This is a genomic window from Oceanomicrobium pacificus, from assembly GCF_009833495.1.
Taxonomy (GTDB): Bacteria; Pseudomonadota; Alphaproteobacteria; order Rhodobacterales; family Rhodobacteraceae; genus Oceanomicrobium; species Oceanomicrobium pacificus.
The window spans coordinates 641,599-664,325 of record NZ_WUWG01000001.1 but is presented as its reverse complement, the minus strand read 5'-3'; the positions used below and the strand labels follow the sequence as shown (position 1 = coordinate 664,325).

The 22,727-nt window shown below is 65.6% G+C and carries 24 protein-coding genes; 16 read left to right on the top strand and 8 right to left on the bottom strand.

The features are described from left to right. Positions 1-7: 7 nt before the first annotated feature. Together GSH16_RS03315 and GSH16_RS03310 are read right to left on the bottom strand one after the other, a co-directional pair. Positions 8-772, bottom strand: a complete 765-nt coding sequence (locus GSH16_RS03315) for a phosphatase PAP2 family protein (RefSeq protein ID WP_160851866.1) — start codon at positions 770-772, stop codon at positions 8-10. A 17-nt stretch (positions 773-789) separates the two neighbouring features. Next, positions 790-1,776: a 2-hydroxyacid dehydrogenase gene (locus GSH16_RS03310; protein ID WP_160851864.1), complete on the bottom strand. Its 987-nt coding sequence runs from the start codon at positions 1,774-1,776 to the stop codon at positions 790-792. Positions 1,777-2,004: 228 nt separating this feature from the next. Between GSH16_RS03310 and GSH16_RS03305 the strand changes: the two genes are divergently transcribed. Beyond that, positions 2,005-2,613: an SH3 domain-containing protein gene (locus GSH16_RS03305; RefSeq protein WP_328803149.1), complete on the top strand. Its 609-nt coding sequence runs from the start codon at positions 2,005-2,007 to the stop codon at positions 2,611-2,613. Positions 2,614-2,638: 25 nt separating this feature from the next. Here GSH16_RS03305 and irr read toward each other — a convergent pair whose 3' ends face one another. After that, a complete protein-coding gene (irr, locus tag GSH16_RS03300) occupies positions 2,639-3,079 on the bottom strand; it encodes a Fur family transcriptional regulator Irr (protein ID WP_328803148.1) in 441 nt (146 codons plus the stop codon). Between the two features lie 227 nt (positions 3,080-3,306). Here irr and fabA point away from each other — a divergent pair, with 227 nt between their 5' ends. From fabA to GSH16_RS03285, 3 genes are read left to right on the top strand one after another with little or no spacing between them, the layout of a single operon-like run. Continuing rightward, positions 3,307-3,813: a bifunctional 3-hydroxydecanoyl-ACP dehydratase/trans-2-decenoyl-ACP isomerase gene (fabA, locus tag GSH16_RS03295; protein WP_160851862.1), complete on the top strand. Its 507-nt coding sequence runs from the start codon at positions 3,307-3,309 to the stop codon at positions 3,811-3,813. A gap of 40 nt (positions 3,814-3,853) precedes the next feature. Further along, positions 3,854-5,080 (top strand): beta-ketoacyl-ACP synthase I, encoded by a 1,227-nt coding sequence (gene fabB / locus GSH16_RS03290; protein ID WP_160851859.1) that lies wholly within the window; start codon positions 3,854-3,856, stop codon positions 5,078-5,080. Positions 5,081-5,127: 47 nt separating this feature from the next. Beyond that, a complete protein-coding gene (locus tag GSH16_RS03285) occupies positions 5,128-5,919 on the top strand; it encodes an enoyl-ACP reductase FabI (RefSeq protein WP_160851857.1) in 792 nt (263 codons plus the stop codon). Positions 5,920-6,002: 83 nt separating this feature from the next. Here the strand turns inward: GSH16_RS03285 and GSH16_RS03280 are convergent, their stop codons facing one another. Beyond that, on the bottom strand, positions 6,003-6,410 hold the full coding sequence (locus GSH16_RS03280) for a Rid family hydrolase (protein WP_235912914.1): 408 nt from the start codon (positions 6,408-6,410) through the stop codon (positions 6,003-6,005). Then, a complete protein-coding gene (locus tag GSH16_RS03275; protein WP_160851855.1) occupies positions 6,407-6,793 on the bottom strand; it encodes a VOC family protein in 387 nt (128 codons plus the stop codon). Before GSH16_RS03275 ends, GSH16_RS03280 begins: the two co-directional genes overlap by 4 nt. Positions 6,794-6,932: 139 nt before the next feature. Here GSH16_RS03275 and GSH16_RS03270 point away from each other — a divergent pair, with 139 nt between their 5' ends. The 4 genes from GSH16_RS03270 to GSH16_RS03255 are packed head-to-tail and all read left to right on the top strand — an operon-like array spanning position 6,933 to position 10,507. Beyond that, on the top strand, positions 6,933-7,625 hold the full coding sequence (locus GSH16_RS03270; RefSeq protein WP_160851852.1) for a haloacid dehalogenase type II: 693 nt from the start codon (positions 6,933-6,935) through the stop codon (positions 7,623-7,625). Next, a complete protein-coding gene (locus GSH16_RS03265; protein ID WP_160851850.1) occupies positions 7,622-8,455 on the top strand; it encodes an alpha/beta fold hydrolase in 834 nt (277 codons plus the stop codon). The genes GSH16_RS03270 and GSH16_RS03265 overlap by 4 nt, the downstream gene beginning before the upstream one ends. Beyond that, a complete protein-coding gene (locus GSH16_RS03260) occupies positions 8,452-9,429 on the top strand; it encodes a threonine ammonia-lyase (RefSeq protein WP_160851847.1) in 978 nt (325 codons plus the stop codon). The genes GSH16_RS03265 and GSH16_RS03260 overlap by 4 nt, the downstream gene beginning before the upstream one ends. Beyond that, positions 9,422-10,507, top strand: a complete 1,086-nt coding sequence (locus tag GSH16_RS03255; protein WP_160851844.1) for an NAD(P)/FAD-dependent oxidoreductase — start codon at positions 9,422-9,424, stop codon at positions 10,505-10,507. The genes GSH16_RS03260 and GSH16_RS03255 overlap by 8 nt, the downstream gene beginning before the upstream one ends. On the opposite strand, the gene GSH16_RS03250 is transcribed toward GSH16_RS03255, so the two are convergent. Continuing rightward, positions 10,504-13,056 (bottom strand): GcvT family protein, encoded by a 2,553-nt coding sequence (locus GSH16_RS03250; RefSeq protein ID WP_160851842.1) that lies wholly within the window; start codon positions 13,054-13,056, stop codon positions 10,504-10,506. The genes GSH16_RS03255 and GSH16_RS03250 overlap by 4 nt on opposite strands. Positions 13,057-13,210: 154 nt before the next feature. On the opposite strand from GSH16_RS03250, the gene GSH16_RS03245 reads away from it, so the two are divergent. After that, positions 13,211-15,238: a M3 family metallopeptidase gene (locus GSH16_RS03245; protein ID WP_160851840.1), complete on the top strand. Its 2,028-nt coding sequence runs from the start codon at positions 13,211-13,213 to the stop codon at positions 15,236-15,238. Between the two features lie 4 nt (positions 15,239-15,242). Here the strand turns inward: GSH16_RS03245 and GSH16_RS03240 are convergent, their stop codons facing one another. Together GSH16_RS03240 and GSH16_RS03235 are read right to left on the bottom strand one after the other, a co-directional pair. Beyond that, entirely contained in the window at positions 15,243-16,115 is an 873-nt protein-coding gene (locus GSH16_RS03240; RefSeq protein ID WP_160851838.1) for a cation diffusion facilitator family transporter, read from the bottom strand. A 4-nt stretch (positions 16,116-16,119) separates the two neighbouring features. Continuing rightward, positions 16,120-16,983 (bottom strand): hypothetical protein, encoded by an 864-nt coding sequence (locus tag GSH16_RS03235; protein WP_235912913.1) that lies wholly within the window; start codon positions 16,981-16,983, stop codon positions 16,120-16,122. 232 nt (positions 16,984-17,215) lie between these two features. Here GSH16_RS03235 and GSH16_RS03230 point away from each other — a divergent pair, with 232 nt between their 5' ends. The 7 genes from GSH16_RS03230 to GSH16_RS03205 all read left to right on the top strand — a co-directional run bounded on the left by GSH16_RS03230 (position 17,216) and on the right by GSH16_RS03205 (position 22,706). After that, positions 17,216-17,650, top strand: coding sequence for a MucR family transcriptional regulator (locus GSH16_RS03230; protein ID WP_160851836.1), 435 nt, complete (start codon positions 17,216-17,218; stop codon positions 17,648-17,650). A 105-nt stretch (positions 17,651-17,755) separates the two neighbouring features. Beyond that, a complete protein-coding gene (gene miaB, locus GSH16_RS03225) occupies positions 17,756-19,078 on the top strand; it encodes a tRNA (N6-isopentenyl adenosine(37)-C2)-methylthiotransferase MiaB (RefSeq protein WP_160851834.1) in 1,323 nt (440 codons plus the stop codon). Positions 19,079-19,188: 110 nt separating this feature from the next. Next, positions 19,189-19,830: an OmpA family protein gene (locus GSH16_RS03220; RefSeq protein ID WP_160851832.1), complete on the top strand. Its 642-nt coding sequence runs from the start codon at positions 19,189-19,191 to the stop codon at positions 19,828-19,830. Next, on the top strand, positions 19,827-20,129 hold the full coding sequence (locus GSH16_RS15765; protein ID WP_205523949.1) for a hypothetical protein: 303 nt from the start codon (positions 19,827-19,829) through the stop codon (positions 20,127-20,129). The genes GSH16_RS03220 and GSH16_RS15765 overlap by 4 nt, the downstream gene beginning before the upstream one ends. Before the next feature lie 109 nt (positions 20,130-20,238). After that, positions 20,239-21,255 carry a PhoH family protein gene (locus tag GSH16_RS03215; RefSeq protein ID WP_235912911.1) on the top strand — a complete coding sequence of 339 codons (1,017 nt, stop codon included), beginning with the start codon at positions 20,239-20,241 and terminating at the stop codon, positions 21,253-21,255. After that, on the top strand, positions 21,252-21,761 hold the full coding sequence (gene ybeY, locus GSH16_RS03210; protein WP_160851827.1) for an rRNA maturation RNase YbeY: 510 nt from the start codon (positions 21,252-21,254) through the stop codon (positions 21,759-21,761). The genes GSH16_RS03215 and ybeY overlap by 4 nt, the downstream gene beginning before the upstream one ends. Positions 21,762-21,800: 39 nt before the next feature. Continuing rightward, positions 21,801-22,706 carry a hemolysin family protein gene (locus GSH16_RS03205; protein ID WP_160851825.1) on the top strand — a complete coding sequence of 302 codons (906 nt, stop codon included), beginning with the start codon at positions 21,801-21,803 and terminating at the stop codon, positions 22,704-22,706. Positions 22,707-22,727: the final 21 nt, after the last annotated feature.

Here is a 22,727-nt window from a genome sequence, read left to right as displayed (position 1 = left end):
ACCTGCCTCAGCCGCGTCGCGGCACCAGTCGCGCCAGATCGCGCCAGAATCCGGCCAGATCCCCCTTGAGCGCGGCCCATGTCAGGCGCGGCATCAGCGCTTCGATCTTCATCAGCCGGTAGAGCGCCCAGATGACAATGGTCGCGATGACCACGGCAAAGATCGTGTCGGACAGGAAATGCCGACCCTTCAACACCCGCAGGCCCGCGCCGAGCAGGGTCAGACCCGTCGCGCCGGCGACCAGCCAGAGTTTCGCGCTGCGCGTTGCCAGCATCGGCGCGATCACGATCACCGCGAGCAGGCAGAGCGTCGCGATGCCCGAGCCTTCTCCGGAGACGAAGGAGCAATTGTGCCCGCACTGGTCGCTCATCACGATCGGCGGCGTGAAGCGCAACTCTCCGCCGAACGCTTCCACGTCGGCGGGACGGGCGCGGCCCCAATTGTTCTTCAGGATCACGTTGACGATCAGGCCGGGGCCGATGGTGAAGGCCAGCAGCACTAAGCCCCAGAGCCGCGCCGGAATGTTGGTCGGGCGCAGGCAGGCGCGCAGGAACAGCGCGAGCGCTGCCGCGATGGTCAGCCCCATGGCCCAGCCGAAAATGGCGCGCAGATGTTCGGCCCATCCGGCGGTGGCGACCGGAAAGCCCGCGCCCTCCCGGTAGAAGAGCCGCGCGACAGCTATGTCGATCTGCGGCAGGGCAAGGAAGAGACACGCGGCCAGAAGTCCCGCGATCACGGCGGCGCGGGCGAGGCTGTCGAGATGGTGCTGCATCAGGTGGCGCTGCGCTGTCAGAGCATCGCCGGCACGACCTGATCCGGCGGTCGGTGGCCATCGGCGAAGGTCTTGATGTTGACGATCACCTTCTCGCCCATCTCGACGCGGCTTTCCTCGGTCGCGGAACTCATGTGCGGCAGCAGAAGGACATTGTCGAGTTCGCGCAACCGCGGATTGACGCTGGCCCCGTGCTCGTAGACATCGAGGCCCGCCCCTGCGATCTGGCCCGCCCGCAGCATGCGGGTCAGCGCATTCTCGTCGATCACCTCGCCGCGCGACGTGTTCACGATATAGGCCGTCGGCTTCATCAGTTGCAGGCGGCGGGCATTGAGCAGGTGGAAGGTGCTCGGCGTATGCGGGGCGTTGACCGACAGGATGTCCACCCGCGCCAGCATCTGGTCGAGGCTTTCCCAGTAGGTGGCTTCCAGTTCCGCCTCGATCTCGGGGCGCAGGCGCTTGCGGTTGTGATAGTGGATCTGCAACCCGAAGGCGCGGGCGCGCCGCGCCACGGCCTGCCCGATCCGCCCCATGCCGAGGATGCCGAGCCGCTTGCCGGTGATCCGGTGGCCCAGAAGGGCCGTGGGCGACCAGCCCTCCCAGTCGCCATAGCGCATCAGCATCGCGCCTTCCTTCAGCCGGCGCGGCACGCCGAGGATCAGCGCCATGGCCATGTCGGCCGTGTCATCGGTGAGCACGCCGGGCGTGTTGGACACGAGAATGCCGCGCTGCAGCGCGGTCTGCACGTCGATATGGTCGAACCCCGCGCCGAAATTGGCGATCAGTTTCAGCCCGTCACCGGCCTGTGCCAGCAACGCCTGGTCGATCCGGTCGGTCAGGGTGGGCACCAGCACATCGGCCCGCGCCATCGCGTCGGCCAGAGCTTCACGCGTCATCGGCGTGTCGCTGTCGTTCAATTCGACGTCGAACAGTTCGCGCATGCGCGTTTCGACGGGTTCCGGCAGGCGCCGGGTCACAATCACCTTGGGTCGCGAAGCGGCCATGATCTTTCCTGATTCACCTGATGTGCCGGGTCTGCTAGGATGCCAGCATAGTCAGACCGGGCGGGGCATAAAACCCGAAAATCCGGCACAAGCAGCAGAGGCAGCCAGGGGAAGCAGGGTCGCGTGAAACAGTCGTGTGCGTCGGGCAGCGTATGCCGCAGCAATGCGGGGGCCACGGGGGCAAATCCAGATCGAAGGAGCGGGACGATCAGTCGCGGCAGTCTGGCGGTGGCCGCGCTGTGCGCGGTTGCGTTTGCCGGGATGTGCGGTGCCTCTGCGTCCGCCCAATCCGACACGCAGGCCGCGGCACCTGCGGCGGAGACCGCGCCCGAGACCCGCCCGATCGCACGGCCCGAGTCGGACGGGTCTGCCGACGCCGCGACCGCTCCGGCCGAAACGGCGCCGACGCGCGGTCCCGTCACCAACCTGCCGATGCCGCGCTATGTGTCGGTCAAATCCTCGCGCGCCAATGTCCGCCGCGGTCCGAGCCGCGCGCATCGGGTCGACTGGATTTTCCGGCACCGAAACACGCCGGTGCGGATCACCGGTGAATACGGGCACTGGCGGCGGATCGTGGACGTGGACGGGGCCGGCGGCTGGATCCACTATGCGCTTCTGAGCGGCACCCGCAGCGCCATCGTTTTGCGCGACGGTCAGCAGATCCTGTCCCAGCCGGGGCAGGGCGGCACGCCGGTGGCGCTTGCCGAACAGGGCGCGCTCCTGCGGCTTCAATCCTGTGACCGGGACTGGTGTTCGGTGCGGGCGGAGGGCATCGACGGCTGGATCGAGAAGGCCGCCATCTGGGGCGTTGATCCGGGCGAGACGTTCGAGAAATAGGCGGGCGCGACGCGCCGCTTCGGGTTCAGCCCTTGCGGCGCAGGCGGATCACGACCTCGATCTTCGCAATCTCGGTGCCCGCGGGCGCGTCCATCATCTGGTGGATCTGCACGGCACCCGCCGGCGCGTCCGTCAGCAGGTTTTCATCTTCCCAGAAATAATGGTCATGCGCGTCCATGCGCGTGTCGAAATAGGAGCGTGTGCCCTCGATCGCGATCTCGCGCATGATCCCGACATCACAGAAGGTGCGCAGCGTGTTGTAGACCGTGGCAAGCGACACGGGCGTTTCGCTGTCCTGCGCGGCCTCATAGAGGCTTTCGGCGGAGACATGGCGGTTCTGCCCGTCGCCGACCAGAAGTTCGGCAAGCGCCAGGCGCTGGCGCGTCGGGCGCAGACCGGCATTCACGAGCCACGCCGAGGCAAGGCGGGTGCTGTCGCCGGAGCGTTTCGCATGCATGTCGGTCATTCAGGCCCTCCCTTCCATCGCCTGCCGGTCCGTGGCGGTCGCCGCGACACCGGACCCGGCACGGGACCGGCCCGCACCGCCTTCTGCGCGACTTTCGCAGCAGATTATGCGATTTTGACGCGGAGGTGAACCTGTGGCGCGGTCGCAGGCACATCCGGCCGCTATTGCGCCCTGTCACGGCGGGGTGATAGGGGTGTCCGATCACGAGATAAGCAGGAGCAGAGCCCATGTCCGATCGTCCCACCAGCATCGATTACGAAGGTCTGATGCAATGCGCACGGGGCGAGATGTTCGGCCCGGGCAACCCGCAGCTGCCGGCGCCGCCGATGCTGATGATGGATCGCGTGACCGAGATTTCCGCGGATGGCGGCGAGCATGGCAAGGGCCATGTGGTGGCCGAATTCGACATCAAGCCGGACCTCTGGTTCTTCGCGTGCCATTTCCTCGGCGATCCGGTAATGCCGGGCTGCCTCGGCCTCGACGCGCTCTGGCAGTTGACCGGTTTCAACCTTGGCTGGCGCGGCATGCAGGGCAAGGGCCGTGCGCTGGGCGTGGGCGAGGTCAAGTTCACCGGCATGGTCACGCCGGACGTGAAACTCGTCACCTATCATGTGGATTTCACCCGCGTCATCGACCGCAAGCTGAAACTCGGCATGGCCAACGGGGTTATGAAAGCCGATGGCGAAACCATATATACCACCACGGACATGAAGGTCGGCCTCTTCCAGGAGTGAAGCAGGCCGGACGGACACAGACTTAGGACAGGAGCCCAGGATGCGGCGAGTCGTCATTACCGGGATCGGGATCATTTCCTCGATCGGAAACAATCAGGAAGAGGTCGCGGACGCGCTCAAGGCCGGCAAGTCGGGGATCGTTTTCGCGCCCGATTATGCCGAGCACGGGTTCCGCTGTCAGGTGCATGGCGCGCCGGATATCGATCTGGCGGAGAATATCGACAAGCGCCAGTTGCGCTTCATGGGCGACGGGGCGGCCTACAACTTCCTGGCCATGCAGCAGGCGATCGAGGATAGCGGGCTGGAAGAGAGCGACGTGTCCAACGAGCGCACCGGCCTCGTGATGGGGTCGGGCGGACCGTCCACCCGCAACTTCTTCGACGCGCACAAGATCGTGGTGGAGAAAGGCGCGCCGAAGCGCATGGGGCCCTTCATGGTGACCCGCTGCATGTCCTCGACCAACTCGGCCTGTCTGGCGACGCCCTTCAAGATCAAGGGTGTGAACTATTCGATCACCTCGGCCTGTTCGACCTCGGCCCATTGCATCGGCAATGGCGTGGAGCAGATCCAGTTCGGCAAGCAGGATATCGTCTTTGCCGGCGGCGGCGAGGAACTGGACTGGACCCTGTCCTGCCTCTTCGACGCGATGGGCGCCATGTCGTCCAAGTACAACGACACGCCCGAGACGGCCTCGCGCCCCTTCGATGCGACCCGCGACGGGTTCGTGATCGCCGGTGGCGGCGGTGTCGTCGTGCTCGAAGAGCTGGAGCATGCCAAGGCGCGCGGCGCCAAGATCTATGCTGAGGTGACGGGCTATGGCGCGACCTCGGACGGCTATGACATGGTCGCCCCGTCGGGCGAGGGCGGCGAGCGTTCGATGAAGCTTGCCCTGTCCACCATCGGCGACCGCAAGGTCAGCTACATCAACGCGCATGGCACCTCCACGCCTGCGGGCGATGTGACGGAAGTGGAGGCGGTGCGCCGCGTCTTCGGCGCGGACAATGTGCCGCCGATCTCGTCCACCAAGTCGCTCACCGGCCACTCGCTGGGCGCGACCGGCGTGCAGGAGGCGATCTACAGCCTGCTGATGATGCGTGACGGGTTCATCGCGGCCTCGGCCAACGTCACCGAGCTCGACCCGGCCTTGAAGCCGGAGGAAATCGTCACCGAGCGGCGTGACAATGTCGCTTTCGACACGGTGATCTCCAACAGCTTCGGCTTCGGCGGCACCAACGCGACGCTGGCGATGAGCAAATACGAAGACTGAGACCACCAAGCGCAACACGGCACAGAAGACCGGAAAGGCTGAGGGACATGGCGGATCTGATGAAGGGAAAACGGGGTTTGGTCACCGGCGTGGCCAATGACCGATCCATCGCCTGGGGCATCGCGAAGGCGCTTGCCGGACAGGGGGCCGAACTGGCCTTCACCTATCAGGGCGAGGCGTTCGGCAAGCGGGTCAAGCCGCTGGCCGAGAGCCTTGGCTCCGATATCGTGCTGGATGCCGATGTGCAGGACGAGGCGTCGCTCGACCGGGCCTTCGACACGCTGAAGGACCGGTGGGGCGGGCTTGATTTCCTTGTCCACGCGATTGCCTTTTCCGACAAGGAGGAACTGACGGGGCGGTTCGTGAACACGAGCCGGGCAAACTTTGCCCGGTCGCTCGACATTTCCTGCTATTCCTTCATCGACCTGACCCGCCGCGCGGTGGAATTGATGCCCGAAAGCGGTGGTTCGGTCATCACCCTGACCTTCCAGGGGTCGCAAAAGGTGACGCCCTTCTACAATGTCATGGGCGTGGCCAAATCGGCGCTGGAAAGCTCGGTGCGCTACCTTGCAAACGATCTCGGGCCGCAGCATGTGCGGGTCAACGCGATCAGCCCCGGCCCGATGAAGACATTGGCCGGCGCAGCGATCGGCGGCGCGCGCAAGACCTATCGCGCGACCGAAGCCAACGCGCCCCTGCGGTCCAATGCGGCTTTGGAAGATGTCGGAGGCGCGGCGGTCTACCTCTTGTCCGACCTGTCAGCCAGCACCACGGGCGAGATCATCCATGTGGATGGCGGCTACCATGTGCTCGGGATGGCGCAGCCGGAGAACCTCTGACGCCGTCTGACAGGCCCCACCAGATCGACATGCGGCCCGGCTTCTGCCGGGCCGTTTCTATTCGGGACGCCGGGTCTGCACCCTCAGCCCGGTGGCACGACCGCGTCCACCTCGATCTCGATCAGCCATTCCGGGTTCACGAACCCGGTCACACCCATGATCGTGTCGACGGGTTTGGCATCAAGACAATAAGTGCGCCGGACCTCCACCGCCTCCCTCCAGTGGCCGAGATCGGTGAGCAGGAGGCGGGTGCGGATCACATGCGCCCAGCCGCTGCCCGCGTCGCGGAGCGCCTGATCCGCAATTTCGAAACAGCGTGTGGCCTGCGCCCGCATGTCGCCCGGACCGACGGTGCGCCCGTCCGCATCGACAGGCGCGGTGCCGCCGATGGCGAGCACGGGACCGACCCGCACCGCGCGCGAGAACCCCACCACATCTTCCATCGGATTGCCGTTGGAGACGCGCTGGCGGTCCCAGAGCGGGCCTGTCATCCGTCGTCGGACGGGGTCATCAGGCCGATCGCGGCGCCGGTCGGGTCCTTGATGATGGCGATGCGACCGACGCCGCCCACATCCCACGGCTCGCGCATGACGGTGCCGCCGCCGCTGCGGGTCTGGTCGACCGCCTTGTCGACATCATCGACCGCGATATAGGAAAACCAGTGCGGCGGGACATCTTCCATGCCCGGCATCTCGGCCATGTTCATCATGCCCGCAACCATGTCATCGCCTTTTTTGGCGACGTAATACATGCCCTCGGGCATCTCCATTCCGTCGACGGACCAGCCGCAGACCTTGGTGTAATAGTCGATGGCCCCCTGCACATCGCGGGTCATCAGTTCCGTCCAGTGTATGCGTCCATGCAAGTCAGACATGTTCAGATCCCCCTTTGGTTTGTACATCCACGCTAGCAGGGTCGCATGAGTCGCACCAAGCGGCTTGATCCGGCCTTGCACAGGGCCGCCGCCCGATGTTGAGTGGGCGCGACCGGAACGAGCGGCACGGGAGTGAGGCATGACAATCACCACCTGCGTATTCGATGCCTATGGCACGCTGTTCGACGTGGCGGCTGCCGCGCGGATTGCGGCGGCGGAGCCGGGGCGTGACGCTCTGGCCGGTGCCTGGCCGCAGATCGCCCGGGACTGGCGGCTGAAACAGCTGCAATACACATGGCTGCGGGCCGTCGCCGATGCGCATGCGGATTTCTGGGACGTGACGGCAGACGGGCTGGACTATGCGCTCGAAGCGGCGGGGTTGGATGGTGACGCAAGCCTGCGCCAGCGGCTCCTCGACCTTTACTGGGAACTGCCCGCCTATCCCGAAGTGCCGCAGATGCTGGCCGCGCTCAAGGCATCGGGCCGGCGCGTGGCGATCCTGTCGAACGGCTCGCCCGGCATGCTGGACGGCGCGGTGAAATCCGCCGGCGTGGGCGCGCATCTCGATGCGGTCCTGTCGGTGGAGAGCGTGGGCGTCTTCAAGCCGCACCGCAAGGTCTACGAGCTGGTCGGCGAGCAGTTCGGCACAGAGCCGGAAGAGGTGCTTTTCGTGTCCTCGAACGGCTGGGACGCAGCCGGTGCCGCGGGCTTCGGCTTTCGCACCGTCTGGGTCAACCGCGCCGGCGAACCGGTCGACCGCCTGCCCTGGCGCCCGCACGCGCAACTGCCGGACCTGACCACGATCCCCGATCTGGCGGAGGTCGGCCTGTGAGCCGCTTCGTCACGCCCGACGGGATCGGGTTGCACTGGGAGGAGGCGGGCGAAGGGGTGCCGGTGCTCTGTCTGCCGGGTCTGACCCGCTCGCTGGAGGATTTCGACGAATTCACCGCTGCCGTGAACGACCGGGCGCGGGTCATCCGCCTGACTTTGCGCGGGCGGATGGGGTCCGACCATGCGCCGGACTGGCGGAGCTACAATATCGGGCAGGAAACGCAGGATGTGCTGGCTTTCCTCGATCACCTCGGGCTCGACCGGGTGGTGGTCGTTGGCACCTCGCGGGGCGGTCTGGTGGCGATGACACTGGCGATGGTGGCGCGCGACAAGCTGGCCGGCGTGCTTCTCAATGATGTGGGTCCGGAGATTGACCGGACCGGATTGCACCGGATCGTGGACTATGTCGGGCACAATCCGCCCTATGCCGACCATGAAGAGGCCGCACGCGGCATGGCCGCGACATTCGGACCGGCCTTTCCCGACTTTACCCATGACCGCTGGCTGCATTTCGTGCGCCGCTGGTGGCGGCAGGGACCGGAGGGGCTCGAGATCACCTACGATCCGAAAATGCGTGACGCGCTGGTGGAGCAGATGCAGGACCTGCCGGACGATATCTGGCCGGTGTTTGATGCGCTCGCGGGCATCCCGCTGGCCATCCTGCGCGGTGAACATTCCGATATTCTGAGCGCGGAAACCTTCGCCCGTATGCAGGCGCGCCGCCCTGACGCGATCGCTGTCACGGTGCCGGATCGAGGCCATGTGCCGGTGCTAGACGAACCCGAGGCGCTGGCCGCCTTCGACCAATTGCTTGAACAGGACATTGTATGACCGACATCCGGATGATCGAGGCCGCCGCCGCGCGGCTGGACGGACACGTGCGGAAGACCCCGCTCCTCACCTCGCCCTTTCTCGACGATCTTGCCGGGCGGCAAGTTTTCGTGAAAGCCGAATGTCTGCAGCATACGGGCAGCTTCAAGTTCCGCGGCGGCTGGTCGGCGATCTCGGCGCTGTCCGATCAGGCCCGCGCCCGCGGCGTGATGGCCTACAGTTCCGGCAATCATGCACAGGGCGTGGCGCTGGCCGCAAAACGCCACGGGGTTGCCGCGACGATCCTGATGCCGGCCGACGCGCCCGCGCTCAAGATCGCCAATACCCGCTTCTACGGCGCCGAGGTCATCACCTATGACCGCGAGACAGAGAGCCGGGAGGAGATCGGAGAGGCGATCGCCGCGGAACGCGGATTGACGCTGATCCGCCCCTATGACGAACCGCTGGTCATCGCGGGTCAGGGCACCTGCGGGCTGGAAATTGCGGCACAGGCGCATGCGGCGGATGCAGGTATCCGCGATGTGCTCGTCTGTTGCGGCGGCGGCGGGCTGACGGCCGGGATCGCGCTGGCGCTGGAAGCCCGTGCGCCTGATTTGCGGGTGCGTCCGGTGGAACCGGACGGGTTCGATGACACGGCCCGGTCGCTTCAGACCGGCACCCGCCAGCGCAACGCGAAAATGGCCGGGTCGATCTGCGATGCGATCGTCACGCCCGAGCCGGGGGAGATCACCTTCCCGACGCTCAGGCGGCTTTGCGGGCCGGGGATCGTCGTGTCCGACGACGAGGTGCTGCGCGCCATGGCGCTCGCCTACCAGCGGCTGAAGATCGTGGTGGAGCCCGGCGGCGCGGTGGCGCTGGCCGCCGCTCTGTTCCATCCCGACGCGGCCGAGGGCGACGCCGTTCTGGCGGTCGCCACTGGTGGCAATTGCGATCCGGCAATCTTTGCCCGCGCATTGGCGACACTCGATGCCTGATAGGTGCGACATCCTGATCCTTGGGGGCGGGATCGCGGGCATGAGCCTTGCGGCACATCTGCCCGGCGGGCTCGATGTGCGGCTCTGGGAAGCCGAGGACCATCTGGCGACCCACACGACGGGGCGCTCGGCGGCCATGTTCGAGCCGAATTACGGCAATCCCGACATCCGCGCGCTGGCCGAGGCCAGTTTTCCGGTGCTCGAGCGCCTCGGCGTCCTGTCCCCGCGCGGCGTGCTGATGGTGGCCAATGACACGGAAGTCGGGGACTTCGAGGCGGAGTTGCAAAAAGGCGTGCTCGACGAGATCAGCCTCGACGCGGCCTGCGGCCATGTGCCGATCCTGAACCGTGATGCCATTGTCCGCGCAGGCTACTCGGCACAGGCGCGCGATATCGACGTGATGGGGCTCTTCGGCCATTTCCGGAAGACCGCGCGTGACCGGGGCGTGATCATCGAGACGGGATGCCGTGCCACGCGGATCGAGGCCGGGTCCGATGGCTGGACCGTCGAAGCGGGCGACCGGGTGGTGACGGCGGGCAAGCTCGTCAACGCCGCTGGCGCATGGGCCGACGATGTGGCCGAGATCGCGGGTGTCGCCCGCAAGGGGCTGCAACCGCTGCGGCGCTCCATCGCCGTGCTTCCACCGCCCGGCGGCCATGATGTACGGCGCTGGCCGATGCTGCTGTCGGCCAGCGAAAGCTGGTACGGCAAGCCCGAGGGCGGATCGTGGCTAGTCTCCCCTGCCGAGGAGATGCCCGTCCCGCCGCATGATGCCTATGTGGAGGATCTGGACCTTGCCGAGGGGTTGGACCGATACGCGGCCCATGTCACCGTGCCGGTCACGCGGGTCAATGCGAGTTGGGCAGGCCTGCGCAGCTTCCTGCCCGACCGGCGTCCGGCGGTGGGGTTCGAGCGCGGCGCTCCGGGCTTTTTCTGGCTCGCCGGACAGGGCGGCTACGGGATCATGACGAGCCCAGCGCTGGGCGCATTTGCCGCCGCTTGCCTGACGGGTGGGAGCCTGCCCGATACAGTCGACCCGGCGGCGCTGGCGCCCGAGCGCCTCGGCTGGACCGCCTAGCCGTCGACGCGAATGCGCGCGTTGGTGGGGTCGTAGGGGCAATCTTCCAGGACGGTCGCAGGCCAGAGTTTGCCCTGCATCATCACCTGCAACGCGGTGCCGGGCGCGGCACGGTCGGGCGTGACATAGCCCATGCCGATGGACTTGCCGAAATGGACGGAATAGCCGCCCGAGGTCAGCCGCCCGACCCGCGTGTCCCCGTCGAACAGCGCCTCGCGGCCCCAAGGGTCGGCATCGTCCGGCCCGTCGACGAGCAGCGTGACGCAGGTCGAGCGAATGCCCTTGGCGAGCATGGCGGCCTTGCCGAAGAATTCCTTGTCGAGGTCGATGAACCGGTCCAGACCGGCCTCGGCCGGTGTCGCGTCACGGCCCAGTTCGGTGCCGAAAGCGCGGTAGCTCTTCTCCTGCCGGAGCCAGTTCTGCGCCCGCGCCCCCACAAGACGCATCCCGTGTTTCTCGCCCGCCTCCAGAAGCGCGTTCCACAGGTAACGCTGCATTTCGATCGGGTGGTGCAATTCCCAGCCAAGCTCGCCCGTATAGGCCACGCGGATCGCGTTGACCGGGCACATGCCAAGCTCGATCTGCCGGGCGGACAGCCACGGGAATCGCTTGTTGGAGAGTGCCGTGTCCGGGTCCGCGTCGCGGATCAGTTCTTTCAGCACGTCGCGGGATCTGGGGCCGGCGATGGCGAAGACGCCATACTGGCTGGTGACATCCTGTACGATGACGGGCACGCCATGCTCGGCGCTGAAATCCTCTGCCGCCTTGCGCAGGTAATCCGCATCATAGGCGGACCAGGCGCCCGCGGAGACAAGGTAATATCTGGTCTCGCCCTGCCGCACGATCGTGTATTCCGTGCGCGTCGTGCCGGCTTCGGTGAGCGCGTAAGTCAGATTGATCCGGCCGACCTTGGGCAGCCGGTTGCAGGTGAACCAGTCGAGGAATGCCGTCGCGCCGTCCCCTGTCACCACGTGCTTGGCGAACGCCGTGGCATCGATCAGGCCGACACCGTTGCGGATCGCGTCGGCTTCCTGACGCGCGAAATCCCACCAGCCGCCACGGCGGAAGGACCGGCTGTCATGGTCTGAAAAATCGGCAAGCGGCGTGCCATATGCGGCAAATGCGTCGGGCGCGTCATCGCCTGACCTGTCGAAGGTGACCGCATAATAGTTCGGACGTTCCCATCCGTTCACGCAACCGAACCGCGCCCCGCTTGCGGCTTGGGCGTCATAAGCCGGTCCGGTGCGCAGCGGACGGCAGGCTTCGCGCTCCTCGTCGGGATGATGCAGCACATAGACATGGGCGTAACATTCCTCGTTCTTGCGCGCTGCATATTCGGTCGTCATCCAGTCGCCGTACCGTTTCGGGTCGAGGCTCGCCATATCGATCTCGGCCTCGCCCTCGACCATCATCTGCGCCAGATAATAGCCCGTTCCGCCGGCTGCCGTGATGCCGAAGGAAAAGCCTTCCGCCAGCCACATGTTGCGCAAGCCCGGAGCCGGGCCGACGAGCGGATTGCCGTCGGGCGTGTAGCAGATCGGCCCGTTGTAATCGTCCTTCAGCCCCACCGTTTCCGACGAGGGAATGCGGTGGATCATCGACATATATTCCTCCTCGATCCGGTCCAGATCGAGCGGGAAGAGGTCGGCGCGGAAACTGTCGGGCACGGCATATTCGAACCGCGCCGGCGCGCCCTCCTCGTATGGGCCGAGGATCCAGCCGCCGCGTTCCTCGCGCACATACCATTTCGCATCCGCATCGCGCAAGACCGGATGCTCGCCATGGGCTTCGCGGTATGCGACGAGCGCCGGGTCGGGTTCGGTGACGATATACTGGTGCTCGACTGGAATGGCCGGGAACTTGATGCCGAGCATCTGCGCCGTGCGCTGGGCATGGTTGCCGGTGGCGGTCACGACATGCTCGGCATGGATCTCGAACGTCTCCTCGCCGGCGAGCAGGTTGCCGCCCTTCTCCACCATGCGACGGCCGCTCACGACCCATTCCGAGCCCGTCCAGCGCATGGCATCGACCTGACAGCGGCGGTGGATCTCCACCCCGCGCTGCCGCGCGCCCTTGGCCATGGCCTGGGTCACGTCCGCCGGATTGATATAGCCGTCGGTCGGGTGGTAAAGCGCCCCGCGCAGATCCTCGGTCCGAACCAGGGGCCAGCGCGCGCGGATCTCGTCGGGCGAGAGCCATTCATAGGGAATGCCGACGGTCTCGGCCGTCGAAGCGTATAGCTCGAATTCGTCCATTCGTTCGCGGCTCTGCGCCATGCGCAGGTTGCCCACGACGGAAAAGCCCGCGTTGAGGCCGGTTTCCTCTTCCAGCGTCTTGTAGAACTTCACCGAATAGTCGTGGATGTGGCTGGTCGCGTAGCTCATGTTGAAGAGCGGTAGCAGACCCGCCGCGTGCCATGTGGAACCGGCGGTCAACTCGTCGCGTTCCAGCAGCATCACGTCAGACCAGCCGGCCCGGGCGAGGTGATAGGCGATCGACGCGCCGATCACGCCTCCGCCGACGACAACTGCGCGCGCATGGGTCTTCATACCGGGTCTCCGCCTCTCATGGTCAGATACCGTTCTAGCGCCCAGAGGCGCCGCAGGTCACCATCTGCCGACAGATCGGCGCACAAATCCGACGCCGCCCCATGGCAAAGCCACCCGGCAGGGGTTACATGCAGGTCAAAGCGAGGAGCACCAGATGACCGCACTTCTGTCCGATTGGGATACACCGTTCGAACTGCCGCCGTTCGACCGGATCGAGACCGCCGATTTCGCCCCGGCCTTCGATGTGGCCTTTGCCGAGGCACGGGCCAATATCTCGGCGATTGCCGACAATCCCGCTGCGCCGACATTTGCCAACACGATCGAGGCGCTGGAGCAGGCCGACGCGACGCTCGACCGTGTCGGCGGCGTGTTCTTCAACCTCGCGAGCGCCCATACCTCGCCCGAGATCCAGGCGCTGCAGCGTGATCTGGCGCCGCGGTTCGCGGCCTTCCGGTCCGAGGTGATGCTCAACAGCGCGCTTTTCCGCCGGGTGGATGATTTGATGCGCGACCGCGCGAAGCTGGGGCTGAGCGCGGAGCAGGACCGTGTGCTGGAGCTGACCCACCGGATGTTCGTACGTGCCGGCGCGCGGCTGGAAGGCGCGGACCGCGAACGTCTGGCGGAGATCATGGGCCGGCTCGCGACGCTTGGCACGGCGTTCTCGCAGAACGTGCTGTCCGACGAGAGCAACTGGTCGATGGCACTGGCGGAGGCCGATCTGGACGGGCTGCCGCAGGACCTGATCGACGCGGCTGCAGCGGCGGCCGCCGAGCTCGGGCAGGAGGGGCATGTCATCACCACGTCGCGCTCGCTCATCATGCCGTTCCTGGCCGCCTCGCAGCGCCGTGATCTGCGGGAACAGGCCTTTGCGGCCTGGACTTCGCGCGGGGCGCGCGGCGGCGAGACCGACAATGGCGCGATCGTTGCCGAGACGCTGGCACTGCGCAAGGAACGCGCCGCGCTCCTTGGCTATGACAGTTTCGCCGCCTTCAAGCTGGAACCGGAAATGGCCGCCCGGCCGGACGCGGTCCATGACCTCCTCTCAGCGGTCTGGACGCCAGCGCGCGATGCCGCCCTGCGCGATGCGGAGGCGCTGACCGAACTGATGCAGGCGGACGGGATCAACGACGCGCTCGCGCCATGGGACTGGGCCTATTACGCCGAGAAGCTGCGCCAGCAGACTTTCGATTTCGACGCCGCCGAAGTGAAACCCTATTTCCAGCTCGATGCGATGATCGAGGCCGCGTTCGACGTGGCGGCCCGCCTGTTTGGGCTGAACTTCCGGCCGCTTGATGTGCCGCTTTACCATCCCGACGCCCGCGCATGGGAAGTGCGCGACGGCGACCGCCACATGGGTGTTTTCATCGGCGACTATTTCGCGCGTCCGTCCAAGCGCAGCGGTGCCTGGTGTTCGCGCTTCCGCGACCAGTCGCGGATCGACGGGCAGGATGTGCGGCCCATCGTGCTGAACGTCTGCAATTTCGCCAAACCGCCCGCCGGCAAGCCCGCGCTCCTGACCTATGATGATGCGCGCACGCTGTTCCACGAGTTTGGCCACGCGTTGCACGGGCTCCTGTCGGATGTGACCTATGCCAGCATTTCGGGCACCAGCGTTGCGCGGGACTTCGTGGAACTGCCGAGCCAGCTCTACGAGCACTGGCTAAGCGTGCCCGATATCCTGAAGACCTATGCCCGCCATGCGGAGACGGGCGAGGCGCTGCCCGACGCGCTTCTGGCCAAGCTGGAAGCGGCGGAGAATTTCGGTCAGGGTTTTGCCACGGTGGAATATGTGGCCTCCGCGATGGTGGATCTGGCCTTCCATTCCGGTCCGGTGCCGCAGGATCCGATGGCGCGGCAACGGGAGGTTCTGGCCGAGCTCGGCATGCCCGATGCGATCGTGATGCGCCACGCCACGCCGCATTTCCAGCATGTCTTCTCGGGCGACGGCTATTCCTCGGGTTATTATTCCTACATGTGGTCCGAAGTGATGGATGCCGATGCCTTCGCGGCATTCGAGGAAACCGGCGATCCGTTCGATCCAGCAATGGCAGCAAAGCTGCGCCAGCATATCTATTCGGCGGGTGGCTCGCGGGAAGCGTCCGAGCTTTACACCGCCTTCCGCGGCGCGATGCCGGGGGTGGAAGCGCTCCTGCGCCAGCGCGGGCTCGACAGGGCAGCCTGACCGCTCAGGCCGGGTCTTTGTGAATGATGACCTCGGCGTCCGGCAGGGCGTCGAGGATATCCTGACGCAGCGCCGCTCCGGTCGCATGGGCGTCGTGCAGCGACCGCGACCCGTCAAGCTCGATATGCATCTGGATGAAGATGCGCGTGCCGGCGCGGCGGGTTTTCAGGTCGTGAAAGCCGAGCACGTCCGGCCGGGCTGCGACCAGCCGCGCGACCGTGTCCTGAACGTCGCGTCCGGCGCCGCGATCCATCAGCGCATCCACCGCGTCGCGGCCGATGGTCCATGCCCCGCGCAGCAGGATCCCCGCAGTCAGCAGCGCCACGACCGCGTCGATCTGCGCCCAGCCGAAACGGCGTGACAGGGCCAGCGCGGCGATCGCCCCGATGCCGGGCAGCAGGTCCGACAGATAGTGCAAACTGTCCGCGGCGATCACTTTCGAGCCGGTCCGCCGCGCCGTGGCCCGCTGGACGAGAACGAGTCCGAGCGTGAGCAGAACAGCCGCCAGCATTGCCAGGATGCCCTCGGTTTCGGCTGTCAGGGGGGCGGGCGCACCCAAAAGCCTGCGAAAGGCCGTGAGCGAGATGGCGATGGCCGACAGGGTCACGAAGGCGGCCTGAGCCAGCGCCGCCAGATCTTCAGCCGAACTGTGCCCGAACCTGTGTTCGTCGTCGGCGGGCCGCGCGGCATAGAGGATTGCGGCCAGCCCCGCACCCGAGACGATGAGGTCGAGCAAGTTGTCGACAAGGCTCGCCGCCACCGACAGGGCTCCGGTCACCCACCAGGCCCAGAGCTTGAGCAGCACGAGCAGCGCCGCGACACAGACCGCCAGCAAGCCGACGCGGGCGTTCAGCCGGTCTGCCGCCTGCCGGTCCATCGGCTCAGAACCACTGGCCGGGTTCCATGAACCCGTGCTCCATCAATTGCATCGAGGACCAGCGGAACGGCTCCGACCCGCTCCAGCGGAAATTGGTCACATGGGCGCGCGAGCCAGGATTGTGGCGCAATGCCTTGGCAACGCGGAACGAGCAGACGCACATGGTCATATTATGGTGCCACGGGCAGGATACTGTATCATGTTCAGGGGTGCGCAGCTGGAAATCCGTGTCGAGTTGCAGGTCCGGGGCGGCGATGAAAAGCGAAATCCGGTCGATGCGCCGCCGGTCCCACGGGATATGTTCCTCGAACCGCCAGCGCAGCCCCCCGTACACGTCCACCTGCTGCGGCAGCGGCACGCCGTCCGCGTGCCGTGTCTGGGCGTAATAGCCGCTCTTGTCGAAACAGGCCCGCGCCCGGTCGACGCCGCCCGGTGCAACCGACAGGTCGTCCGCATAGAGGTCGATCGCGCAGGTGAAGACCGACTGCCGGCGCTCTTCCTCTACGAATGTCAGCGCGTCGCTGATCGAGCGGGTTTCAAGAAACGGGAAGTAGAGATACTCGGCGTTGAAACAATAGTGGATCCAGCGGCCTGCAACGGCGGGAATCACCCTGTTGAGGAGCGCGATACTGTCCTCCAGCCGGGTCAGCCGGTGCGGAACCGACAGGAGCGACACGCCCTCCGGTGCGTCCGGCTCGGGCTGGACCGCCCCGAGCAGCAGGATTTCGGTGAAACCGATCCGGGCAAGATGGTCGAGACTGCTTTTCAGTTCGACCCGGTCTTCCGCCAGCAGAACCGCCAGCGGCGTGCGCGTCGTGGAAGCGGACAGGTGCGACAGCGCCGCGTCGAGGGTCGAGTAAACGGTCATGCTTCCCTGTTGGCACAAGCCGGCATGCCTTGAAAAGAGCGGAGCTTCAGGCGGCTGTTCGGCTGAAATTCGCGCGTTCACAATCACGTTCCGAACAACGTTATTGCTTGGCAGTTGAAATATTCTAGTTCAGACAATATTAGTGACTTAACGAAGAAACATTTTTCAACTTCGTTAATAACCGCAGGGCTATTTTTCCAACCTGCATCGGATAACACGGGAAGGGGTATCCATGGAGACAGAAATCGCTATCGAGAAGGCCGACCTTCTGGCGCTCACGTCAGAAATCGTTTCATCTCACGTTGCCAACAATGCTGTAGATGCAGCACAGCTGCCGGACGTGATCCGGTCGGTCTATGACGCATTGAACGGTCTGGCCGATGTCGGCGCCGAAGAGCCGGTGGAGCTTGTGCCGGCCGTACCGATCAAGAAATCGGTGACCGACGATTACATCATCTGCCTTGAGGACGGGAAGAAGCTGAAGATGCTCAAGCGGCATCTGATGACCGCCTATGGCATGACGCCGGACGATTATCGCGCCAAATGGGGCCTGAAGGCCGACTATCCGATGGTGGCGCCGAACTATGCCAAGCGCCGTCAGGAACTGGCCAAGAAGATCGGACTGGGCCGCAAGCCCGCCAAGGGCGGCCGCAAGAAGGCCAGCTGAGGACGCGCCGCGGGGCTGATTGCCCTTTGCGGCCAGTTTGTGTAGAAGGCGGCGGCCCCACCGATGGTTGGGGCCGTTTCCTTTTCCAGCGCCACGGAGCCGGTCATGTCGGACGCCAAGAAGCTCTTTGTCAAAACCTACGGCTGTCAGATGAATGTCTATGACAGCGAGCGCATGGTCGCGGCCATGGGGGCCAAAGGGTATGAGGAAACCGACCGGCCCGAAGAGGCCGACATGATCCTGCTCAACACCTGCCACATCCGCGAGAAGGCGGCGGAGAAGGTCTATTCCGAGCTTGGCCGCTACCGTGGCCTGAAAGAAGCAAGGCCCGATCTGAAGATCGGTGTGGCAGGCTGTGTCGCGCAGGCCGAGGGCGAGGAGATCATGCGCCGCCAGCCCCTGGTGGATATCGTGGTGGGCCCGCAGGCCTATCACCGTCTGCCGCAACTGACCGATGCTGCAGCGAAGGACGGGCGGGCGATCGATACCGACTTCCCTGAAGAGGACAAGTTCGACCATCTGCCGCGCGGCCCCAAAGCCCGGCGGGCCCCGGCGGCGTTCCTGACGGTGCAGGAAGGCTGTGACAAGTTCTGCGCCTTCTGCGTCGTGCCCTATACGCGCGGGGCGGAAGTGTCGCGCCCGGCAGACCGGATCCTTGCCGAAGCCCGCGATCTGGTGGAGCGCGGCGTGGTCGAGATCACCTTGCTCGGCCAGAATGTGAACGCCTATCACGGCGCGGCCGCAGACGGTGACTGGTCGCTCGCACGGCTCATCCGTGAACTGGCTGCCGTCGACGGGCTGGAGAGGATCCGTTTCACCACCTCGCATCCCAACGATATGGATGACGACCTGATCGCAGCCCATGGCGAGGTCGAGAAGCTCATGCCCTACCTGCACCTGCCGGTCCAGTCGGGCAGCGACAGGGTGCTGAAGGCGATGAACCGCAAACACACGGCGGAGGATTACCTGCGCCTGCTGGAACGGATCCGTGCCGCACGGCCCGACATCGCGCTCTCGGGCGATTTCATTGTCGGGTTCCCCGGCGAAAGCGATGCCGATTTCGAGGACACGCTCGCGCTTTGCCGCGAGGTTGCCTACGCGCAGGCCTATTCCTTCAAATATTCACCCCGTCCGGGGACGCCTGCTGCTGATCGCGCCCATGTGGACGAAGATGTGAAATCGGAACGGCTCCAGCGGTTGCAGGCGCAACTGACAGCCGATCAGGTGGCGTTCCAGCAGTCGATGGTGGGCAAGACCCTGCCCGTTCTGGTGGAGAAACCGGGGCGCGAACCGGGGCAGATGGTCGGACGGTCGCCCTACCTCCAGGCCGTGCATTTCCAGGCTGATCCCGCGCTGACGGGACGGCTCCTTCCGGTCGAGATCCGCGCTGCGGCACCAAACTCCCTGAGCGGAGCGCTTGCAGAATAATCCCCTCGGCTGTTGACCGATTCGCGCCCTCAAATTAACAAATTTGCAGGGGAAGACTGTTCCCGTGGCCGAAACCGGCCATGAGGGATGGGATGTGCAGGTGGGGACCAATGAATTTTTCCAGAAAAGCGAGCCGAGTCGCGCTGACATTTGGCGTGGCCGGAGCTCTTTTATCCGGGGCCGGAGCCACATTCGCAGGCGAACGGATCGCGCCAGGCGGCGTGTCGGCCAAGGCGACAGCCGCCGCGCCGGATCAGGTGGTCGATGAAAATGTCCGCGCGGGCATCTGGGTCGACCCGCAGGGCTGCGAGCATTGGGTGATCGACCGCGGCGCGGAAGGGTACATGTCTCCGCGGCTGAACCGTCAGGGGAAACCCGTCTGTTCCAGCCAGTCAGCCGCCCGGTGCGAGAAAATCGGCCAGAACGCCCTCTTCGACACCAATATCGACGAAGTGTCCGCGGCGGATGTGGACCGGCTGCGCGCTTTCATCACGGCCGGGCTTGGCGGGCGCAGCTGTGCGCTTCTCGTCGATGGCCACACGGACAATGTGGGCAGTGCCAGCTTCAATGAGGACCTGTCGATGCGCCGGGCGCGCGCCGTGGCGGCACTGGCCACGGCACTCGGCCATACGGCAACCGCACGGGCCTTTGGCGAAAGTTCGCCAATGGCTTCCAACGATAACGAATCCGGTCGGGCGATGAACCGCCGGGTAGAACTGTACTGTGCTTGTGAGGGGAGTTCGGGCGAATGAAAAATCTGGTCAAAGGGGCGGGGGTCATGCTGGGCCTGACGCTGGCAGCGGCGGGCTGCACGCCATCCAATTCGGCAAGTGACGCCTATATCGACGGGGACGGGCCGAGCCGGACGCTCGATGCCGGTGTCTGGACCGATCCGGACGGCTGCGATCACTGGATCGCCGATGACGGGGTCGAGGGGTACATGTCGCCGCGGCTGAACAAGGATGGCACGCCTGTCTGTCGTCCTGAAGCGGTGCCGGGCCAGATCACCGGCAACTATCGCGACCTGCTCTTCGGGCGCGCCAACAACTGACCGGCAGCTTGCGGGAAACTCGACCGGCGCACGGGGATTTGCCTTGCGCCGGGTCGCCTGCATGAGGCACCATGATGTCAGGCATTCGAAACCGATCGGGACATTGACATTGGCGCCATCTGCCCTGCCACCGGCCCTCGCTGACGCGGACTCCTCTGAATTCGTCGTCGACTTTCCTGACAATCGCCTGCTGATCGAACTTTGCGGAGAATTTGACCGCAACCTCGCCCAGATCGAACAGGCCCTGTCCATCGTCATCACCCGGCGCGGCAACCAGCTGGCGCTGCATGGCGAACCGGCAGCCTGCCAGCGCGGGCTGGCGGCGCTGAACGCGCTCTACCGCCGGCTCGAACAGGGGCGGCAGGTGGAACCGGGGGACGTGGACGGTGCGATCCGCATGGGCGGCTCAGACGAAGGCACGGGCGCACAGGCCGGCGACCAACTGGAAATGTTCCGTGGCGGCGAGATCGAGATCCGCACCCGCAAGAAAGTGGTCGAGCCGCGGACCAAGGCACAGAAAGCCTATGTGCGGGACCTGATGTCCCATGAACTGGTCTTCGGGCTCGGGCCCGCGGGCACCGGCAAGACCTATCTGGCGGTCGCGGCCGCCGTGGCCATGTTCATCGACGGCTATGTCGACAAGATCATCCTGTCGCGTCCGGCGGTGGAAGCGGGCGAGCGCCTGGGCTTTCTGCCCGGCGACATGAAGGACAAGGTCGATCCCTACATGCAGCCGCTCTACGATGCGCTCAACGATTTCCTGCCTGCGCGCCAGGTCGCCAAGCTGATCGAGGAAAAGCGCATCGAGGTCGCGCCGCTGGCCTTCATGCGCGGGCGCACCCTGTCGAACGCCTTCATCGTGCTCGATGAGGCGCAGAATGCCACGACCATGCAGATGAAGATGTTCCTCACCCGTCTGGGCGAGGGGTCGCGCATGGCGATCACCGGCGACATGAGCCAGATCGACCTGCCGCGCGGCGTCGACAGCGGTCTGGTGGAGGCCGAGCGCGTGCTGCGCAACGTGGACAGTATCAAATTCACGCGGTTTACTGCGGTGGATGTGGTCCGGCACCCGATGGTCGCCAAGATCATCGAGGCCTATGACGCGGATGCGCGCAAGGCATGACACCCCCGCTGGTCGAGATCGACCTGAGCATCGAGGATCCGCGTTGGGACGCCTATGACCTGCCGGCCCTGTGTGCGACAGCGGCGTCGATGGCGCTTGCGGCCGCGCGGGTGCCGGATGCGGGGTATCTTGTTTCCGTCCTTGCCTGTGACGATGCGCGGATCACCGAATTGAACGGCACGTTCCGGGACAAGCCGCGCCCGACGAACATCCTGTCATGGCCGGCCACGGAACTGGCGGCCGGTGCGCCGGGCGACTGGCCGGCACCGCCGCCACCGCCCGACGATTTCGACAATGAATTGGGCGATCTGGCGCTGGCCTTTGAAACCTGCATCGCGGAGGCGGAGGCCGCCGGGCTGCCCGTGGCGCATCACCTAACGCATCTACTGTTGCACGGATGCCTCCATTTGCTCGGCTTTGACCATGAAACCGAGGCGGATGCCGCGCTGATGGAGGGGCTGGAGATCAAGGCCCTTGCAAGCGCGGGCATCGCGAACCCATATTAAAGGAGCCGGCGTCTGGCCGGTCTATTCGGATAAGGAGCCATGGGCGACACGACGGACGGATCTTCTAGCGCAGCGCACAGCGCGCAGCAGGAGACTATCACCGAGGACGGGACGCGCGGATTGCTGAGCCGCGTCTTCGGATTTTCGCAGCCGGAGGACGAGGATCCGGCCCCTTCCACAGGTCAGGTCAACGGCGATCGCGCCGCCCCGCAGGACATGTTCGGCAATCTGCGCCGGATGCAGGACCAGCGGGTCGAGGAGCTTTATGTCCCGAAGGCCAGCATCGAGGCCGTGGAAGTGTCCACGCCGCTCCCCGAGATCGTGGAAGCCTTCCGCCGCAGCGGTTTCACCCGCCTGCCGGTGTTCGAGGACCGGCTCGACAATCCGCTGGGCTTTCTCCACCTGAAGGATCTGGCGCTCAATTACGGGTTCGACGCAGGCGCGCGCGAATTCGACATCCAGCCGCTGATCCGCACGGTGTTGTTCGCGCCGCCCTCCATGCCGTCCTTCGCGCTTCTGCAGAAGATGCAGGCGAGCCGCGTGCACATCGCGCTCGTCATCGACGAATATGGCGGCGTAGACGGCCTGATCACCATCGAGGACCTTCTGGAACAGATTGTGGGTGAAATTGTCGACGAGCATGACACGACCGAGGCCGAGCCGTGGATCATCGAAGCGCCGGGTGTATTCCTCTGTCAGGCCCGCACCCCGTTGGAGATGTTCGAGGCAGAGGCCGGCGTCGATCTGCTGGCCGATGATCTGGATGAGGAAGTCGACACGCTCGGCGGCCTTGTCTTCATGATGACCGGTGCCGTGCCCGCGCGGGGCGAGGTGATCGTGCATCCGGACGGGCACGAGTTCGAGGTGGTCGATGCCGATCCGCGTGCCATCAAGCGGTTGCGTGTGCGCCTGAAACCCGCCGTGCTCGATCGGGCGGCGGAATAGTCGCGCACGGTGGCGGTCGCC

Bases quoted from the DNA above. Each gene is read 5' to 3' on its own strand.
- GSH16_RS03255 (WP_160851844.1), top strand. From the start codon at position 9,422: ATGCCTGATAGGTGCGACATCCTGATCCTTGGGGGCGGGATCGCGGGC.
- GSH16_RS15765 (WP_205523949.1), top strand. From the start codon at position 19,827: ATGAAAAATCTGGTCAAAGGGGCGGGGGTCATGCTGGGCCTGACGCTG.
- GSH16_RS03245 (WP_160851840.1), top strand. From the start codon at position 13,211: ATGACCGCACTTCTGTCCGATTGGGATACACCGTTCGAACTGCCGCCG.
- GSH16_RS03310 (WP_160851864.1), bottom strand. From the start codon at position 1,776: ATGGCCGCTTCGCGACCCAAGGTGATTGTGACCCGGCGCCTGCCGGAA.
- GSH16_RS03235 (WP_235912913.1), bottom strand. From the start codon at position 16,983: ATGACCGTTTACTCGACCCTCGACGCGGCGCTGTCGCACCTGTCCGCT.
- GSH16_RS03240 (WP_160851838.1), bottom strand. From the start codon at position 16,115: ATGGACCGGCAGGCGGCAGACCGGCTGAACGCCCGCGTCGGCTTGCTG.
- miaB (WP_160851834.1), top strand. From the start codon at position 17,756: ATGTCGGACGCCAAGAAGCTCTTTGTCAAAACCTACGGCTGTCAGATG.
- GSH16_RS03315 (WP_160851866.1), bottom strand. From the start codon at position 772: ATGCAGCACCATCTCGACAGCCTCGCCCGCGCCGCCGTGATCGCGGGA.
- GSH16_RS03280 (WP_235912914.1), bottom strand. From the start codon at position 6,410: ATGACAGGCCCGCTCTGGGACCGCCAGCGCGTCTCCAACGGCAATCCG.
- GSH16_RS03230 (WP_160851836.1), top strand. From the start codon at position 17,216: ATGGAGACAGAAATCGCTATCGAGAAGGCCGACCTTCTGGCGCTCACG.
- GSH16_RS03275 (WP_160851855.1), bottom strand. From the start codon at position 6,793: ATGTCTGACTTGCATGGACGCATACACTGGACGGAACTGATGACCCGC.
- irr (WP_328803148.1), bottom strand. From the start codon at position 3,079: ATGACCGACATGCATGCGAAACGCTCCGGCGACAGCACCCGCCTTGCC.
- GSH16_RS03285 (WP_160851857.1), top strand. From the start codon at position 5,128: ATGGCGGATCTGATGAAGGGAAAACGGGGTTTGGTCACCGGCGTGGCC.
- GSH16_RS03270 (WP_160851852.1), top strand. From the start codon at position 6,933: ATGACAATCACCACCTGCGTATTCGATGCCTATGGCACGCTGTTCGAC.
- fabB (WP_160851859.1), top strand. From the start codon at position 3,854: ATGCGGCGAGTCGTCATTACCGGGATCGGGATCATTTCCTCGATCGGA.
- GSH16_RS03220 (WP_160851832.1), top strand. From the start codon at position 19,189: ATGAATTTTTCCAGAAAAGCGAGCCGAGTCGCGCTGACATTTGGCGTG.
- GSH16_RS03260 (WP_160851847.1), top strand. From the start codon at position 8,452: ATGACCGACATCCGGATGATCGAGGCCGCCGCCGCGCGGCTGGACGGA.
- fabA (WP_160851862.1), top strand. From the start codon at position 3,307: ATGTCCGATCGTCCCACCAGCATCGATTACGAAGGTCTGATGCAATGC.
- GSH16_RS03250 (WP_160851842.1), bottom strand. From the start codon at position 13,056: ATGAAGACCCATGCGCGCGCAGTTGTCGTCGGCGGAGGCGTGATCGGC.
- GSH16_RS03205 (WP_160851825.1), top strand. From the start codon at position 21,801: ATGGGCGACACGACGGACGGATCTTCTAGCGCAGCGCACAGCGCGCAG.
- ybeY (WP_160851827.1), top strand. From the start codon at position 21,252: ATGACACCCCCGCTGGTCGAGATCGACCTGAGCATCGAGGATCCGCGT.